At 62.4% G+C, this 14591-nt stretch carries 16 protein-coding genes; 11 read left to right on the forward strand and 5 right to left on the reverse strand.

Annotated features, from left to right (window positions below; translation table 11 throughout):
* The first annotated feature begins 24 nt into the window (after nucleotides 1–24).
* Nucleotides 25–1281, forward strand: a complete 1257-nt coding sequence (ilvA, locus tag QAZ22_RS18935) for a threonine ammonia-lyase IlvA (protein WP_278202259.1) — start codon at nucleotides 25–27, stop codon at nucleotides 1279–1281.
* Between the two features lie 11 nt (nucleotides 1282–1292).
* The gene (locus QAZ22_RS18940; RefSeq protein ID WP_278202260.1) at nucleotides 1293–1850 is read left to right on the forward strand and encodes a DUF1697 domain-containing protein; all 558 of its coding nucleotides are present in this window, start codon (nucleotides 1293–1295) and stop codon (nucleotides 1848–1850) included.
* A gap of 62 nt (nucleotides 1851–1912) precedes the next feature.
* Here QAZ22_RS18940 and QAZ22_RS18945 read toward each other — a convergent pair whose 3' ends face one another.
* Together QAZ22_RS18945 and gloA are read right to left on the reverse strand one after the other, a co-directional pair.
* Complete coding sequence (locus QAZ22_RS18945; RefSeq protein WP_278202261.1) at nucleotides 1913–2200, reverse strand: DUF2218 domain-containing protein; 288 nt, start codon at nucleotides 2198–2200, stop codon at nucleotides 1913–1915.
* Between the two features lie 125 nt (nucleotides 2201–2325).
* A complete protein-coding gene (gene gloA, locus QAZ22_RS18950) occupies nucleotides 2326–2766 on the reverse strand; it encodes a lactoylglutathione lyase (protein ID WP_278202262.1) in 441 nt (146 codons plus the stop codon).
* A gap of 280 nt (nucleotides 2767–3046) precedes the next feature.
* On the opposite strand from gloA, the gene QAZ22_RS18955 reads away from it, so the two are divergent.
* The 3 genes from QAZ22_RS18955 to QAZ22_RS18965 all read left to right on the forward strand — a co-directional run bounded on the left by QAZ22_RS18955 (nucleotide 3047) and on the right by QAZ22_RS18965 (nucleotide 5121).
* Entirely contained in the window at nucleotides 3047–3616 is a 570-nt protein-coding gene (locus QAZ22_RS18955; protein WP_347405177.1) for a cold-shock protein, read from the forward strand.
* Between the two features lie 210 nt (nucleotides 3617–3826).
* Nucleotides 3827–4339, forward strand: coding sequence for a DUF192 domain-containing protein (locus QAZ22_RS18960; protein ID WP_278202263.1), 513 nt, complete (start codon nucleotides 3827–3829; stop codon nucleotides 4337–4339).
* A 14-nt stretch (nucleotides 4340–4353) separates the two neighbouring features.
* Nucleotides 4354–5121: an alpha/beta hydrolase gene (locus tag QAZ22_RS18965; protein ID WP_278202264.1), complete on the forward strand. Its 768-nt coding sequence runs from the start codon at nucleotides 4354–4356 to the stop codon at nucleotides 5119–5121.
* 6 nt (nucleotides 5122–5127) lie between these two features.
* On the opposite strand, the gene QAZ22_RS18970 is transcribed toward QAZ22_RS18965, so the two are convergent.
* Nucleotides 5128–5730, reverse strand: coding sequence for a hypothetical protein (locus QAZ22_RS18970; RefSeq protein WP_278202265.1), 603 nt, complete (start codon nucleotides 5728–5730; stop codon nucleotides 5128–5130).
* Nucleotides 5731–5851: 121 nt separating this feature from the next.
* Here QAZ22_RS18970 and cysE point away from each other — a divergent pair, with 121 nt between their 5' ends.
* The gene (gene cysE, locus QAZ22_RS18975; protein ID WP_278074020.1) at nucleotides 5852–6700 is read left to right on the forward strand and encodes a serine O-acetyltransferase; all 849 of its coding nucleotides are present in this window, start codon (nucleotides 5852–5854) and stop codon (nucleotides 6698–6700) included.
* A 149-nt stretch (nucleotides 6701–6849) separates the two neighbouring features.
* Nucleotides 6850–7053, forward strand: coding sequence for a DUF3126 family protein (locus tag QAZ22_RS18980; RefSeq protein WP_040969488.1), 204 nt, complete (start codon nucleotides 6850–6852; stop codon nucleotides 7051–7053).
* An 89-nt stretch (nucleotides 7054–7142) separates the two neighbouring features.
* Here QAZ22_RS18980 and QAZ22_RS18985 read toward each other — a convergent pair whose 3' ends face one another.
* The gene (locus QAZ22_RS18985) at nucleotides 7143–7691 is read right to left on the reverse strand and encodes a hypothetical protein (protein WP_278207884.1); all 549 of its coding nucleotides are present in this window, start codon (nucleotides 7689–7691) and stop codon (nucleotides 7143–7145) included.
* A 403-nt stretch (nucleotides 7692–8094) separates the two neighbouring features.
* Between QAZ22_RS18985 and clpP the strand changes: the two genes are divergently transcribed.
* The 4 genes from clpP (at nucleotide 8095) to hupB (ending at nucleotide 13451) form a co-directional block, all read left to right on the forward strand.
* Nucleotides 8095–8724 carry an ATP-dependent Clp endopeptidase proteolytic subunit ClpP gene (gene clpP, locus QAZ22_RS18990; protein WP_127423823.1) on the forward strand — a complete coding sequence of 210 codons (630 nt, stop codon included), beginning with the start codon at nucleotides 8095–8097 and terminating at the stop codon, nucleotides 8722–8724.
* A 296-nt stretch (nucleotides 8725–9020) separates the two neighbouring features.
* Nucleotides 9021–10295, forward strand: coding sequence for an ATP-dependent Clp protease ATP-binding subunit ClpX (gene clpX / locus QAZ22_RS18995; RefSeq protein ID WP_059185169.1), 1275 nt, complete (start codon nucleotides 9021–9023; stop codon nucleotides 10293–10295).
* A gap of 275 nt (nucleotides 10296–10570) precedes the next feature.
* A complete protein-coding gene (gene lon / locus QAZ22_RS19000; RefSeq protein WP_278202267.1) occupies nucleotides 10571–12982 on the forward strand; it encodes an endopeptidase La in 2412 nt (803 codons plus the stop codon).
* Nucleotides 12983–13178: 196 nt separating this feature from the next.
* On the forward strand, nucleotides 13179–13451 hold the full coding sequence (gene hupB, locus QAZ22_RS19005) for a DNA-binding protein HupB (protein ID WP_027166452.1): 273 nt from the start codon (nucleotides 13179–13181) through the stop codon (nucleotides 13449–13451).
* Between the two features lie 78 nt (nucleotides 13452–13529).
* Here hupB and QAZ22_RS19010 read toward each other — a convergent pair whose 3' ends face one another.
* Nucleotides 13530–14552, reverse strand: a complete 1023-nt coding sequence (locus QAZ22_RS19010) for an aldo/keto reductase (protein ID WP_278202268.1) — start codon at nucleotides 14550–14552, stop codon at nucleotides 13530–13532.
* Between the last annotated feature and the right edge of the window lie 39 nt (nucleotides 14553–14591).

The raw sequence follows: 14591 nt of genomic DNA on the forward strand, positions 1-14591 counted from the left end.
ATGCAATCCGAGGGCGATCGCCTCATGAACAGCTTCTCTTCTCGCGTCGCCGCTGCCGCCGAGGCGATCCGCGGGATATTTCCGGAAACGCCGCTGCAGGAGAACGACTATCTGTCGAAGAAGACCGGCGCCCGCATCCTTCTGAAGCGCGAGGACCTGACGCCGGTCCGCTCCTACAAGATCCGGGGCGCCTTCAATTTCTTTCGCAAGGCGCTCGCCGCCGGAAACAATGCCGAGCTGTTCGTCTGCGCCTCGGCCGGCAATCACGCCCAGGGCTTCGCTTTCGTGTGCCGGCATTTCGGCAAAAAAGGCGTGGTGTTCATGCCGGTCACGACGCCGCAGCAGAAGATCGACAAGACGCGGCTGTTCGGCGGCGATTTCGTCGAGATCAGGCTGGTCGGCGATTTCTTCGACGATTGCTATCGCGCCGCCTTCGAATTCACCGAGACCGCCTGCGCGCATATGGTGCCGCCCTTCGACCACAAGGACATCATCGAGGGCCAGGCGACCGTTGCCTATGAGATCGCGGTCCAGATGCCAGGCGGGCGCATGCCCGACATCGTCATGCTGCCGGTCGGCGGCGGCGGCCTGGCCGCCGGCGTCACCCACTATTTCTCCGACCGGCATCGCGACACGCGCTTCATGTTCTGCGAACCGGCGGGCGCGCCGAGCCTCAGCGAGAGCCTTTCCAGCGGCAAGCGGGTCAAGCTCGCCAAGGTCGACAATTTCGTCGACGGCGCAGCGGTCGCCGAGATCGGCCGCGAGCCGTTGCGCCATCTCAAGGAGTTCACCGCCGACTCCGTGCGCCTCGTCCCGGAGAACCGGCTCTGCGCGACGATGATCGAGATGCTCAATATCGAGGGCGTGGTGCTGGAGCCGGCCGGCGCGTTGGCGATCGACGCGCTCAAGGATTTTTCGCGCAAGGAGATCAGGGGCAAGACCATCGTTGCGGTCGTCTCCGGGGGCAATTTCGACTTCGAGCGTCTGCCCGACGTGAAGGAGCGGGCGCTGCGCTTCGAAGGCCTGAAGAAGTATTTCGTCATCCGCTTCCCGCAGCGGCCGGGCGCCCTGCGCGACTTCCTAGAGATGCTTGGCCCGGACGACGACATCACGCGCTTCGAGTACCTGAAGAAGTCGGCGCGCAATTTCGGCTCGGTGCTGATCGGCATCGAAACCAAGGACCGGCGCAACTTCGATCTGCTGAAAGCCAATTTCGACGCCGAGGGCGTGCAGTATCAGGACATTACCGACAACGAGACGCTGGCGGGGTTCATCATATGAGCGGCCAAAAAATGAGCGACAAAGGGACGGTTTTCGTGGCCCTGTTTTCCGGCATCAATGTCGGCGGCAACCGCATCGTCAAGATGGCGGAACTGAAGTCGTTCTTCGAAGGCCTCGGCTTCAGCGATGTCGCGAACTATGTGCAAAGCGGCAACGTGGTGTTTCGCGCGAAGAAGGGCAACGCGGCAGCGCTGGCAAAGCAGCTCGAAGCGGCGTTCGAGAAGAAATGGGACTTCAATTCGCGCATCATGGTGCGCGACGCCGCCTGGCTCGAACGGCTGGTGGAAGGCAACCCCTATCCCGAGGTCGCCGGCGAGCCGACCAAGCTGCACGCCTATGTGCTGGAGCGGGAGCCGACCGCGGAAGAGACTGCGCGGCTCGCAGAAAAGTGCACCGGGCCGGAGCGCTTCGAGATCAAGGGCGACGTGCTCTACCTGCACGCGCCGGACGGACTCGGCAAGTCGGTGTTCGCCAACCTCATCCCGCGCACGCTGAAGGTGCCGGGCACGGCGCGCAACTGGCGCAGCGTGCTTGCCCTGCGCGAAATGGCCGGCAAGGCGGGCGGCTGATTATTCATTCTAGGCAATTGCGGACGGAAAACCGCGCAGCACGTTCCTGGATTGCGCTGGGCTCAGGCGGCCTTTTGCCAGTCGAAGGTCAGCTCCTCGCGGAAGGCGAAGCGCTTGATGTGGTCGGCAACCACGGTTTCCAGCCGCTCGAGCGAGGCAGGATCGTCGGCGGCAACCGCGATGTGAAGGGCCTTGTCGTCGGCATCCATCACCGTGCGGCCGAGCGAGAGCTGGATGGCGCCGTGATGCGGATCGAACTCGACGGGGAACTTGTGCGCCCAATGCTTGCAGAGCTGCTGCAGATAGCGGCTGGCGTGTTCGGTAGCGACGTCGGCGCGGCTGGTCGGCATGGAAATCTCCTGACGGCTCAAGGAAAGCGCCAGCCCGATCAGGCTGGCGCTGCAAGCGGGTAGATAGGCACCATTCGGCGAAACGCCATGGACCGGCCGGTCAAATCCTCGGGATGGGCCGGCGCCTACCAGCTTCCGGTGTTCGGCATCGAGGCCCACGGCTCGGCCTTGGCTTTTGCCGGGCCTTTCTGCAAGAGCTCGATCGAGATGCCGTCGGGCGAGCGGATGAAGGCCATGTTGCCGTCGCGCGGCGGCCGGTTGATGGTCACGCCACTGTCCATCAGCTTCTGGCAGGTGGCGTAGATGTCGTCGACCTCATAGGCGAGGTGGCCGAAATTGCGGCCGCCCTTATATTCTTCCGGGTCCCAATTGTAGGTCAGCTCGATCAGCGGCGCCTTTTCGCTGATGCCGCTTTGCTCGTCCTCGGACGCGGCGAGGAAGATCAGCGTGTAGCGTCCCTGCTCGTTCTCGTAGCGACGCACTTCCTTGAGGCCGAGCTTGTTGCAGTAGAAATCGAGCGATCGATCGATGTCGGCGATGCGGACCATTGTATGGAGATAGCGCATATCGGTTTCCTCGGAGCGTTGCGTTGCGGCGCACCATAGGAGCCGCTCCGCCAAAGGGCAATCGTCCGACAAAACCGGCGCAGCGGCCGATTTCAGGCCGCGCCATTGCGTGCCGACCTGCGCCGGCAAACAACAATTAAGGCTTTCCCGTGCGCAACGGTGAAAAAAGGCACGTCAGGTCTTGCACACCCCGGAAGCCGCAGTGTTAATCTCATGGCAAGAATCAGTCGTTGTTGCAGTTGGAAAAGGGGGCATTCTTATGGGGGAAAAAGCCTCTTTCATGGGGCGGGACGGAAGCCTTGACGACGCCTTGAAGCGGGACAGTGGCGGCGATACCGAGCTTGTCGAGATCGCCGGGGCTATCAAATGGTTCGACGTGGCCAAGGGCTACGGCTTCATTCTTCCGGACGATGGCGTCTCGGGTGACGTTCTCCTCCATGTGACATGTCTTCGAAGGGACGGCTTCCAGACCGCGCTGGAAGGCGCGCGCGTGGTCTGCCTCGTCAAGCAGGGCGAGCGTGGTCTGCAGGCTTTCCGCGTTCTTTCCATGGATGCCTCGACAGCGGTGCATCCGGCGGAGCAGGAGCAGCGCACGCACGTCACCGTGACGGCGGAGAGCGGGCTCGAACGGGCGCTGGTTAAGTGGTTCAACCGCACCAAGGGCTTCGGCTTCCTGACCCGGGGCGAGGGCACCGAGGACATCTTCGTCCACATGGAGACGCTGCGCCGCTACGGCATTACCGAGCTGAGGCCCGGCCAGGTCGTGCTGGTTCGCTTCGGGCGCGGCGACAAAGGCCTTATGGCCGCCGAAATTCACCCCGATATGGGCACCTTGCCGGTCTCGCATTAGGGGTTCCCGACACGATCAGGATGGCCCGTGCACGGCCAACCTTTGTCCGAAAACCGGTTCCACTCGCCTGGATCATGGTCTAAAGCGCATCGCGATCTTTCAGATTCGCTCTGTGCGCTTTAGGTTTTCGATTTACGCATGTCCTTGTCCCGAAACCGGTTCCCACTTTCGGGAGACATGCTTTAGGACGGGGCCCGGACGAGGTATCAAATGGCTCACCGCAACTGGCTGACTGCAGGCGCGCTTTGCGCAGCCATCGTTTTGGCCGCCTATTTCAGTGCCCTGAAACCGAGTGCGGCGGGTGGCCAGGCCATGATGCTGCCGGTCGACCCGACGCCGCTGGTCGCGATGACCGGCTCCGGCAAGCACTCCTTCTCCATCGAGATCGCCGATACCTCCGAAGAGCGCGAGGCCGGGCTGATGTTTCGCAAGGACATGGCCGACGATCACGGCATGCTGTTCGTGTTCGAGAAGCCCGGCGAGGTGAATTTCTGGATGAAGAACACGCCGATGCCGCTCGATCTGGTCTTTGTCGGCCAGGACGGCAAGATCAAGGCCATCAAGCGCGGCGAACCGGAATCCGAAGCCATCATTTCTCCGGGACAGCCCGTAAGCTTCGTGCTCGAGCTCAAGGCGGGAACGGCCGCCAAGGACGGTCTCAGGGACGGCGATCTCTTGCGCCATCCGGCGATCGCCAAGGCGTCGGGCGCCGGTTCCAACTGACCGCGGCAACACCAATGCAATATTTTTCCCATGACGGCTTCGAACTCGCCTATCTCGACCGCCAGCCGGCGTCCGGGCAGGGAGATCCGGTGCTGATGATCCACGGCTTTGCCTCGAGCCATTACGTCAACTGGGTCTCGCCCGGCTGGTTCAAGACGCTGAACGACGCCGGCTACCGCGCCATCGCCTTCGACAACCGCGGCCACGGCTCCTCGTCGAAGAGCTACAACGAGGCCGACTACACGCCGGCCAAGATGGCCTCGGACGCGGCCGCGCTGCTCGATCATCTCGGTGTCGAACGTGCCCATGTCATGGGCTATTCGATGGGCGCGCGGGTATCCGCATTCATGGCGTTGTCCAATCCGGACAAGGTTGCGACGCTGGTGTTGGGCGGCCTCGGTATCGGTCTTGTCGACGGCGTCGGCGACTGGGATCCGATCGCCGATGCGCTTCTGGCGGAGGATCCCGGTACGATCAGCCATGCGCGCGGCCGCTCGTTTCGCGCCTTCGCCGACCAGACGCGGAGCGATCGCCGGGCGCTCGCCGTCTGCATCATTGGCTCGCGCGCGTCCATGAGCGAGGACGATGTCGCGCGCATCGCGCAGCCGACCCTGATTGCAGTCGGGACCAAGGACGATATCGGCGGTTCGCCCGACGAGCTCGCCGCGCTGATGCCGAACGCGATGGCTTTTCATATTGAAGGTCGCGACCACATGCTCGCCGTCGGCGACAAAAGCTTCAAACAGCGCGTGCTGGAGTTTTACGCCGAGAATCCGCTCTGAACGGCATTATCCGGCCTCGAGCGCGGCCAGCGACCGCGCCAGGTTCTTTCGGGCCTGCGCCTCGAACCGCTGCCGGAACTCGGCGGTATGGAAAATATGCGGGCGGGCCAGGAAGCTCTTCAGGACCGCAGCGCGGCCGGCGCGCCACATCGGCTCTTCGACCCAGCCATATTCGCGCCGGACCGCCTTCTCATAGGTGTCGAAGACGTCCGGTTCGGCGCCAAGGATCACCAGGTCCATGTCGAGGAACAGGGCTGCGTCATTGGCAGTCTTCTCATCGCCGAGCGGCGGCATTTGGTGTGTCGCGGTGGCATTGATCATCGCGACGATGCGGGCGACGCGATCGGGATCGGTTAGCCCGGCGAGCTTCTTCTCCGCCAAGGCCGCGCTTTTGGCCTCGTTGTCCTTGGCGCGGCTGTCATAGATCGCGTCGTGGAACCAGATCGCCGCTTCGACGGCGTCCGGGTCATGGAGCAGGCGTCGGCATTCTTCGGCCAACGCCAGCATGGCCTCGACATGAGCGAGGTCGTGGTAATGCCTGTCCCCGGCCTGATAGAGCGCGGTAAGCTCGCTTTTCAGTGCTTCGTCGATCAAGGGTTCGTTTTCCATTGCGGCTTGAATTCCCGTGAACCAAGTCCATTTGACAAAGCACTAAGGAAAATTGAGTTCAACCGTGCTACGATCTGGCCTATATGTGCCGCCGGATGAACGAGCAGGCCGGAGACCGTCGATGAACAGCGTTACGATAGCCCGCCCCAGCATGGTGCAGCCGGTCGATCCGATCTGGCGCGCGATCCGCGACGAGGCGATGGAAGCGGTGAACCGCGACCCGCTGCTTGCCGCCTTCCTCTATTCGACCATCCTCAATCAGGAAAGCCTGGAAGAAGCGGTCATTCATCGGTTGGCCGAGCGCCTGGCGCACCAGGACATCGGCTCCGACCTCATCCGGCAGACCTTCAAGGCGATGCTTGCCGACGATCCCGAGTGGAGCGGGACCGTTCGCGTCGACATCCAGGCCTATTACGACCGCGACCCGGCCTGCGACCGCTTCATCATGCCTGTGCTCTATTTCAAGGGTTTCCATGCCATCCAGACACACCGGCTGGCGCATTGGCTGTGGAACCAGGGCCGCAGGGACTTCGCGCTCTACCTGCAGAGCCGCTCATCCTCGGTGTTCCAGACCGACATCAATCCGGCCGCCCGCATCGGCAAGGGCATCTTCCTCGACCACGCCACCGGCCTGGTGGTCGGCCAGACGGCCGTCATCGAGGACGATGTCTCGATCCTGCATGGTGTGACGCTCGGCGGTACCGGCAAGGCCAGCGGCGACCGTCATCCGAAGATCCGCCGCGGCGTGCTGATCGGCGCCGGTGCCAAGATCCTCGGCAATATCGAGATCGGCCACTGCTCGAAGATCGCGGCTGGCTCGGTGGTGCTGTCGCCCGTGCCGCACAACAAGACGGTCGCCGGCGTGCCCGCGCGGGTCGTGGGAGAAACCGGCTGCGACCAGCCTTCGCGGCAGATGGACCAGCTTCTGCCCTCGCAGACGATGGACCACGTCGTCAGCTTCGACATCTGAATTCGGCAGTCATCGGCCGCGGCCGGAATTCGGCCGCCATTTCAGGTGCCGGTTGTCCCGTGTTATGCTGCCGGCTTGCCTTTACATCGCCATCGTCGGCGTGTCAGAAGCGCGTTCCAACGAACAAGCCGACATTTCGGAGAAGACTTTTGAAGCCGGACGAAATCAGAAAGCTGGACGCCTATTTCAAGCGCGTCTTCCAGAATCCCAAGCTGCAGGTGAAGGCGCGCCCGCGCAAGGAAGACTCGGCCGAGGTCTATGTCGGCGACGAGTTCCTCGGCATCGTCTTCAAGGACGAGGACGACGGCGACTACAATTTCTCGATGGCGATCCTCGACGTCGATCTTGCCTGAGCCGGGTATTTTCGTCCGGGCGCCACGAGCGGCCCGGACGTACGCACGTCTTTGCCCCGAAACCGGTTCCCACTTTCGGGAGACATGCTTTAGTCCGGGCAGTGCCGCGGGATATGCACCCGCCGCCAGCTGGTCGAGCCTTCCCGCACCACCACGCGACGCGCCACGGTCCGGTATGAAGGCGGGATTTGCGTGACGCGCCGCTCCTCTGGCCGCACCAGAACCTCTCGGGCGACGCTTTCATATTCCGCCGGAAGAACGACGCGCCGGACGCGCTCCGGTTCGACGATCACGGTTTCGGCAATCCGCGCGTAGCGCGCCTTGCGCCACACTTTGCAAAGCACCTTGCGGCCATGGATGACGCGCCATTCCCAGGCGTAGCCGCCGTCGTCCACCTTGACCGTGTGGTAGACGGTTCGCGTGACCGCGGGCACGACCTCATAACTGACGCGGGGCGGGGCGATCTGCTCCAGGCCCTCGCTCGTGCCGTAGATCGGCGGGTCATAGTCGACGAGCTGGCCGCCTGGGCTTACCATCACGTCTTCATAGACCGTATCGTAGAGTGCCGGCCTATGCACCGGCTCGTAGCATTCGAGCGCCCGGCCGCCGGCCGCGGTTTGCGAGACGGTGGCGAGCATTGCGAGACTGGCCGAGGCGAGCGATGCGGAATCCTTGCGAAAAAAACTCTTGCGAAAGAAACTCTGGCGAAACATGACATTCCCCCGTTGAAAAAGGACGCCGGTTCAACGCAGGAGTGTATCGGAAGGTCCGGCCCCGGACAGGGATTTCGGGGCTTGTCGTTAAGCCGCGCGGTTAAGAAATTGCTACCGTGGCGGCCGGCTGTCGCCTAAGGGCAGTCCTGGGCGCAACCGACAGCATTTCGTCGGCCGAGGCGCTTGATTCGACTTAACCAGATGGCTAGGAGGGGCGGCCTTGCGCTAGGGTGAGCCGGCATCCTATTTAGGATTTAACGATCCAGAACGATTCCGCCCAATTGCTCATGCTTTCGCTGCGCCGGAATCCATCCAACAAGGGTAGTCCATGAAGAACCCCGTCGAAACCTACATGAACCTCGTTCCGATGGTGGTCGAACAGACCAATCGCGGCGAGCGCGCCTATGACATTTTCTCGCGCCTCTTGAAGGAACGCATCATCTTCATCACCGGTCCGGTCGAGGACGGGATGGCGACGCTGGTTTGTGCACAGCTTTTGTTCCTCGAGGCGGAGAACCCCAAAAAGGAGATCAACCTCTACATCAACTCGCCGGGCGGTGTCGTCACCTCGGGCATGGCGATCTACGACACCATGCAGTTCATCAAGCCGGCGGTGTCGACGCTCTGCATCGGCCAGGCGGCCTCGATGGGTTCGCTGCTGCTTTGCGCCGGCCACAAGGACATGCGCTTTGCCACGCCGAACGCCCGCATCATGGTCCATCAACCGTCAGGCGGGTTCCAGGGGCAGGCGTCGGACATCGAACGTCATGCACAGGACATCATCAAGCTGAAGCGCCGCTTGAACGAGGTCTATGTCAAGCATACCGGCAAGAGCTATGACGAGATCGAACGGACGCTCGACCGCGACCATTTCATGTCCGCCGACGAGGCCAAGGACTTTGGTCTGATAGACAAGGTCATCACGACGCGTGAGCTGGGCGAAACGGCCACCGCATAGGCCCTGGTTGGCAGCTGAATGGCGGGATAACGCGCTTTTGGCGCGGCTTGCGGCATTTCGGCCACAATTGCCTGTTCCCTCGAAGGCTGGGATTGCCTACGTTAAGGCTATGTTGATTTTCGACGGCTTAGCTTTGCATGGGGTTGCTGCGAATCATTGTCGCGTTTTCTGATTTGTGTTTCGTACGGAATGCGCTGTGTGAGCCGGGACACTGGCGGTGGCGGATTGCCGCGATAGATTGGTGAGACGCCAATGCGGCCAGACCATCGGCGGGCAGGCGGTGAAAGGACAGAAAAATGAGCAAGGTAAGCAACAACGGCGGTGATTCAAAGAACACGCTCTATTGCTCGTTTTGCGGCAAAAGCCAGCACGAAGTGCGCAAGCTGATCGCCGGTCCGACCGTCTTCATCTGCGATGAGTGCGTCGAACTCTGCATGGACATCATCCGCGAGGAGAACAAGACCTCGATGGTGAAGTCGCGCGAGGGCGTGCCGACCCCGCAGGAGATCCTCAAGGTCCTCGACGACTATGTCATCGGCCAGCCCTACGCCAAGCGGGTGCTGTCGGTCGCCGTCCATAACCACTACAAGCGCCTTGCGCATGCCGGCAAGAACAACGACGTCGAGCTGGCGAAGTCGAACATCCTGCTGATCGGCCCGACCGGCTGCGGCAAGACGCTGCTCGCGCAGACGCTGGCCCGCATCATCGACGTGCCCTTCACCATGGCCGACGCCACGACGCTGACCGAGGCTGGCTATGTCGGCGAGGATGTCGAGAACATCATCCTGAAGCTGTTGCAGTCGGCCGACTACAATGTCGAGCGCGCCCAGCGCGGCATCGTCTACATCGACGAGATCGACAAGATCTCGCGCAAGTCGGACAATCCCTCGATCACCCGCGACGTGTCGGGTGAGGGCGTGCAGCAGGCGCTTCTGAAGATCATGGAAGGCACGGTCGCTTCCGTGCCGCCACAGGGCGGCCGCAAGCACCCGCAGCAAGAATTCCTGCAGGTGGACACCGCCAACATCCTGTTCATCTGCGGCGGCGCCTTCGCAGGGCTCGACAAGATCATCTCGGATCGCGGGCGCAAGACCTCGATCGGCTTCGGCGCCACCGTGGCTTCGCCCGAGGATCGGCGCACCGGCGACCTGTTCCGCCAGGTCGAGCCGGAGGACTTGCTGAAATTCGGCCTGATTCCGGAATTCGTCGGCCGCCTGCCGGTTCTGGCGACGCTGGAAGACCTCGACGAGCCGGCGCTGATCCAGATCCTGACCGAGCCGAAGAACGCGCTGGTCAAGCAGTATCAGCGGCTGTTCGAAATGGAAAACGTCGACCTGACCTTCCACGAGAACGCGCTGTCGGCGATCGCCAAGCGCGCCATCGAGCGCAAGACCGGCGCCCGCGGCCTGCGTTCCATCATGGAAGCAATCCTGCTCGACACGATGTTCGAGCTTCCAGCGCTGGAAGGCGTGCGCGAAGTCGTGATCTCGGAAGAGGTGGTCTCCGGCAACGCCCGGCCGCTCTACATCTATTCCGAGCAGAAGGAAAAGAAGGGCAACGTCAGCGCCTGACATGACAGCTGATCGGCAATTTTTTCATGGAACGGCGCCCGTGCGGCGCCGTTTTGCTGTGAGGGGTGGGCCGCTTGGTGATGGAGTGGATGAGCGGACCATGTTAACCCTTGATCTTTGCTCCGCCCGCATCCACCTAACAGCGGAAGGCCGAAGCGCCGAATTCTGTGCTGTAAAACTCCCGTCACAAACGGTGGTAGGCGGAACGACGCTCGGTCGTTAATATGAGATTCGCGGTTGGCTCAATTAGCGGCCGCGACATGAAAGGTTGGACAATGGCCAAGATATCCAAGTCTTCCAGCGACGGCGTTTTCGCGGTCCTCCCACTGCGCGATATCGTCGTGTTCCCGCACATGATCGTTCCGCTCTTCGTGGGCCGTGAAAAGTCGATCAAGGCGCTGGAAGAAGTGATGGGTCAGGAAAAGCAGATCCTGCTTGCCACCCAGATGAACGCAGCCGACGACGATCCTGAGCCCGATGCCATTTTCGACATCGGCACGCTCGCCAATGTGCTGCAGCTCCTGAAGCTGCCCGACGGCACCGTGAAGGTGCTGGTCGAGGGCGCCTCGCGCGCCAAGATCGTCTCGTTCACCGACCGCGCCGATTTCCACGAGGCCCGCGCCACGGCGCTGGTCGAGCCGGAGGAGGAAGAGGTCGAGATCGAGGCGCTTGCCCGCTCGGTCGTCACCGACTTCGAAAATTACGTCAAGCTGAACAAGAAGATCTCGCCCGAAGTGGTGGGTGCCGCCAGTCAGATCGACGACTACTCCAAGCTCGCCGACACGGTTGCCTCGCATCTCGCCATCAAGATCCCCGAGAAGCAGGAGATGCTCGCCACGCTCTCCGTCAAGGAGCGTCTCGAGAAGGCGATGGGCTTCATGGAGGCCGAGATCTCCGTGCTCCAGGTGGAAAAGCGCATCCGCTCGCGCGTGAAGCGCCAGATGGAGAAGACGCAGCGCGAATACTACCTCAACGAGCAGATGAAGGCGATCCAGAAGGAGCTCGGCGAGGGCGAGGACGGCCGCGACGAGGCCGCCGAGATCGAGGCGCGCATCAAGAAGACCAAGCTCTCCAAGGAGGCCCGCGAGAAGGCGGAAGCCGAATTGAAGAAGCTGCGGTCGATGTCGCCGATGTCGGCTGAATCCACTGTCGTGCGCAACTATCTCGACTGGCTGCTGTCGATCCCGTGGGGCAAGAACTCCAAGGTCAAGCATGACCTCGCCTTCGCGCAGGATGTGCTCGACGCGGATCACTTCGGCCTCGACAAGGTCAAGGAGCGCATCGTCGAGTACCTCGCCGTGCAGAGCCGGCAGAAGAAGCTGAAGGGGCCGATCCTGTGCCTCGTCGGCCCGCCCGGCGTCGGCAAGACCTCGCTCGGCAAGTCGATCGCCAAGGCGACCGGCCGCGAGTTCATCCGCATGGCGCTCGGCGGCGTGCGCGACGAGGCCGAGATCCGCGGCCACAGGCGGACCTATATCGGCTCGATGCCCGGCAAGGTCATCCAGTCGATGAAGAAGGCCAAGAAGTCCAACCCGCTCTTCCTGCTCGACGAGATCGACAAGATGGGCCAGGACTTCCGCGGCGATCCGTCGTCGGCCTTGCTCGAGGTGCTCGATCCCGAGCAGAACTCGACGTTCATGGACCATTACCTCGAGGTCGAGTACGACCTGTCGAGCGTGATGTTCGTGACGACGGCGAACACGCTGAACATCCCTGCGCCTTTGATGGACCGCATGGAGATCATCCGTATCGCCGGCTACACCGAGGACGAGAAGATCGAGATCGCCAAGCGTCACCTGATGCCCAAGGTGATCCGCGATCACGCGCTGCAGCCGAACGAGTTCTCGGTCGGTGAGGACGCGATCCGCGGCATCATCCAGACCTACACAAGGGAAGCCGGCGTGCGCAGCCTTGAGCGCGAGCTGATGAAGCTCGGGCGCAAGGCGGTGACCGAGATCCTGAGGACGAAGAAGAAGACGGTGAAGATCACCGCGGACAACCTTGCCGACTATCTCGGCGTTCCGCGCTTCCGCTTCGGTCAGGTCGAGGCCGACGATCAGGTCGGCGTCGTTACCGGTCTAGCCTGGACGGAAGTCGGCGGCGAGCTGCTGACGGTCGAAGGCGTCATGATGCCCGGCAAGGGCCGCATGACGGTGACCGGCAACCTGCGCGACGTGATGAAGGAATCGATCTCGGCGGCGGCTTCTTATGTTCGCTCGCGGGCCATCGATTTCGGCATAGAGCCGCCGCTGTTCGACAAGCGCGACATCCACGTCCACGTGCCGGAGGGCGCGACGCCCAAGGACGGCCCGTCGGCGGGCGTGGCGATGGTGACGGCGATCGTGTCGGTGCTCACCGGCATTCCGGTTCGCGCCGATGTGGCGATGACCGGCGAGGTGACGCTGCGCGGCAGGGTGCTGCCGATCGGCGGCCTGAAGGAGAAGCTGCTTGCCGCGCTGCGCGGCGGCATCAAGAAGGTGCTGATCCCGGAAGACAACGCCAAGGACCTGGCGGAGATTCCGGACAATGTGAAGAACAACATGGAGATCATTCCGGTCTCGCGGGTCGGCGAGGTGCTGAGGCACGCGCTGGTCAAGATGCCGGAGCCGATCGAATGGGTCGAGCCGGTGAATCCGCCGGCCGGCGTGGATGCCGGTGACGACGCCGGCAAGTCGCTTGCACATTAGCATTTTCTAACATTGCAACGCACAACGAGAGAGCCGGGCTTCCAGCCCGGCTTTTTCATGTGAAAAATCTCCGAAAAAGTGGAAAAAAGCCCGGAATTCCGCGGTTTTCGGCTTGGGTTCCGGAACGCTTCTTTCTAAAGTCCGTTTCCTGCCGGATGAGTCGTACGTTCCGGTTTTCTCATGGAAGGGAATTTTGATGAACAAGAACGAACTGGTGTCCGCTGTCGCCGACTCCGCAAGCATTTCGAAGGCTGATGCGCAATCTGCCGTCGATGCGGTGTTCTCCGTGATCACTGGCGAACTGAAGAAGGGCGGCGATGTCCGGCTTGTCGGCTTCGGAAATTTCACCGTGTCAAAACGCGCTGCTTCGACCGGCCGCAACCCGCAGACCGGCGCGGAAGTGAAGATTCCGGCGCGCACCGTGCCGAAGTTCTCGGCTGGCAAGGGCCTCAAGGACGCGGTCAACTAAGACCTTTTTCTTTAAGCTCAGAAGAGCCGGGCTTGCCCGGCTCTTCTTTTTCGTGCCCTGCGTCCGCGGGGCGTGCGTTCAGCCGGTCGGCGCGTCGGCGCGCATAAGGCCTTCCTGCTTGAGATCCGCCCACAAGGCCGCCGGGATCTTGACATCGAGCAGCGCGCGATTGCTTTCGACCTCGGCTGGCCGCTGGCCGCCGGGGATCACCGACATCACGGAAGGATGCTGCAGCGGGAACTGGAGCGCTGCCTCGATCAGCCGCACGCCATGGCGCTTGCAGACCGCCTCTATGCGCGCCACGCGGTCGAGCACGGCTTGCGGCGCCTCGGTATAATTGTAGAAAGCGCCCGGCTTCGGTCCCGTAGCCAGGATACCGGAATTGTAAGGGCCGCCGAGAACGATGCCGATGCCGCGCTTCTCGCAGAGCGGCAGGAAGGTAGCCAGCGCTTCCTGCTCGAGCAGCGTGTAACGGCCGGCGAGCAGGAACAGGTCGAAATCGCCGCGCTCGGCGAGCGTCTGGCAGACCTGCCATTCGTTGATGCCGCCGCCGAAGGCCTTGATCACATCCTGGTCGCGCAGCGAAAGCAGGGCGTAATAGCCCGAGGACATGAACTCCTCGATGCGCCTGTCCGACGCCTCCTTGCTGCCGTGGGTGAAGATGTCGACATCGTGCACATAGAGGATGTCGATGCGGTCGACGCCGAGACGCTCCAGCGATGCCTCGAAGGAACGCATCACGCCGTCATAGCTGTAGTCGTAGACTTCCCGGCGCGAGGGCGTCTCGAAGAACTTGCCGATACCGGTGCGCTGGTCGGCCGGCGAGACGCGCAAGAGGCGGCCGACCTTGCTCGACAGCACATAGTCGTCACGCTTCTTGCCGCGCAGGAAAGGATTGAGCCGGGTTTCGGAGAGGCCGAGGCCATAGAGGGGAGCGGTGTCGAAGTAGCGGCAGCCGGTCTCCCATGCCGCCTCCAGCGTGGCATTGGCATCCTCATCGGAGACGGCGCGGTAGAGATTGCCGAGCGGCGCGGTGCCGAAGCCGAGCTCGGTGAAGGTGATGCCGCCATTGCCGATGCGGTCGAAATGCCGTGTCTTCATAGCCTCAATGTTCCCGGATCGATTTGTCTGACATGACAC

Source organism: Mesorhizobium sp. WSM4906, assembly GCF_029674625.1.
Taxonomy (GTDB): Bacteria; Pseudomonadota; Alphaproteobacteria; order Rhizobiales; family Rhizobiaceae; genus Mesorhizobium.

Excerpts from the sequence above, each read along its gene's own strand:
- QAZ22_RS18985 (WP_278207884.1), bottom strand. The coding sequence starts at position 7,691 with ATGCTCGCCACCGTCTCGCAAACCGCGGCCGGCGGCCGGGCGCTCGAA.
- lon (WP_278202267.1), top strand. The coding sequence starts at position 10,571 with ATGGCCAAGATATCCAAGTCTTCCAGCGACGGCGTTTTCGCGGTCCTC.
- QAZ22_RS18960 (WP_278202263.1), top strand. The coding sequence starts at position 3,827 with ATGGCTCACCGCAACTGGCTGACTGCAGGCGCGCTTTGCGCAGCCATC.
- clpX (WP_059185169.1), top strand. The coding sequence starts at position 9,021 with ATGAGCAAGGTAAGCAACAACGGCGGTGATTCAAAGAACACGCTCTAT.
- gloA (WP_278202262.1), bottom strand. The coding sequence starts at position 2,766 with ATGCGCTATCTCCATACAATGGTCCGCATCGCCGACATCGATCGATCG.
- hupB (WP_027166452.1), top strand. The coding sequence starts at position 13,179 with ATGAACAAGAACGAACTGGTGTCCGCTGTCGCCGACTCCGCAAGCATT.
- QAZ22_RS18945 (WP_278202261.1), bottom strand. The coding sequence starts at position 2,200 with ATGCCGACCAGCCGCGCCGACGTCGCTACCGAACACGCCAGCCGCTAT.
- QAZ22_RS18940 (WP_278202260.1), top strand. The coding sequence starts at position 1,293 with ATGAGCGACAAAGGGACGGTTTTCGTGGCCCTGTTTTCCGGCATCAAT.
- clpP (WP_127423823.1), top strand. The coding sequence starts at position 8,095 with ATGAAGAACCCCGTCGAAACCTACATGAACCTCGTTCCGATGGTGGTC.
- ilvA (WP_278202259.1), top strand. The coding sequence starts at position 25 with ATGAACAGCTTCTCTTCTCGCGTCGCCGCTGCCGCCGAGGCGATCCGC.
- QAZ22_RS19010 (WP_278202268.1), bottom strand. The coding sequence starts at position 14,552 with ATGAAGACACGGCATTTCGACCGCATCGGCAATGGCGGCATCACCTTC.
- QAZ22_RS18965 (WP_278202264.1), top strand. The coding sequence starts at position 4,354 with ATGCAATATTTTTCCCATGACGGCTTCGAACTCGCCTATCTCGACCGC.
- QAZ22_RS18970 (WP_278202265.1), bottom strand. The coding sequence starts at position 5,730 with ATGGAAAACGAACCCTTGATCGACGAAGCACTGAAAAGCGAGCTTACC.
- QAZ22_RS18955 (WP_347405177.1), top strand. The coding sequence starts at position 3,047 with ATGGGGCGGGACGGAAGCCTTGACGACGCCTTGAAGCGGGACAGTGGC.
- cysE (WP_278074020.1), top strand. The coding sequence starts at position 5,852 with ATGAACAGCGTTACGATAGCCCGCCCCAGCATGGTGCAGCCGGTCGAT.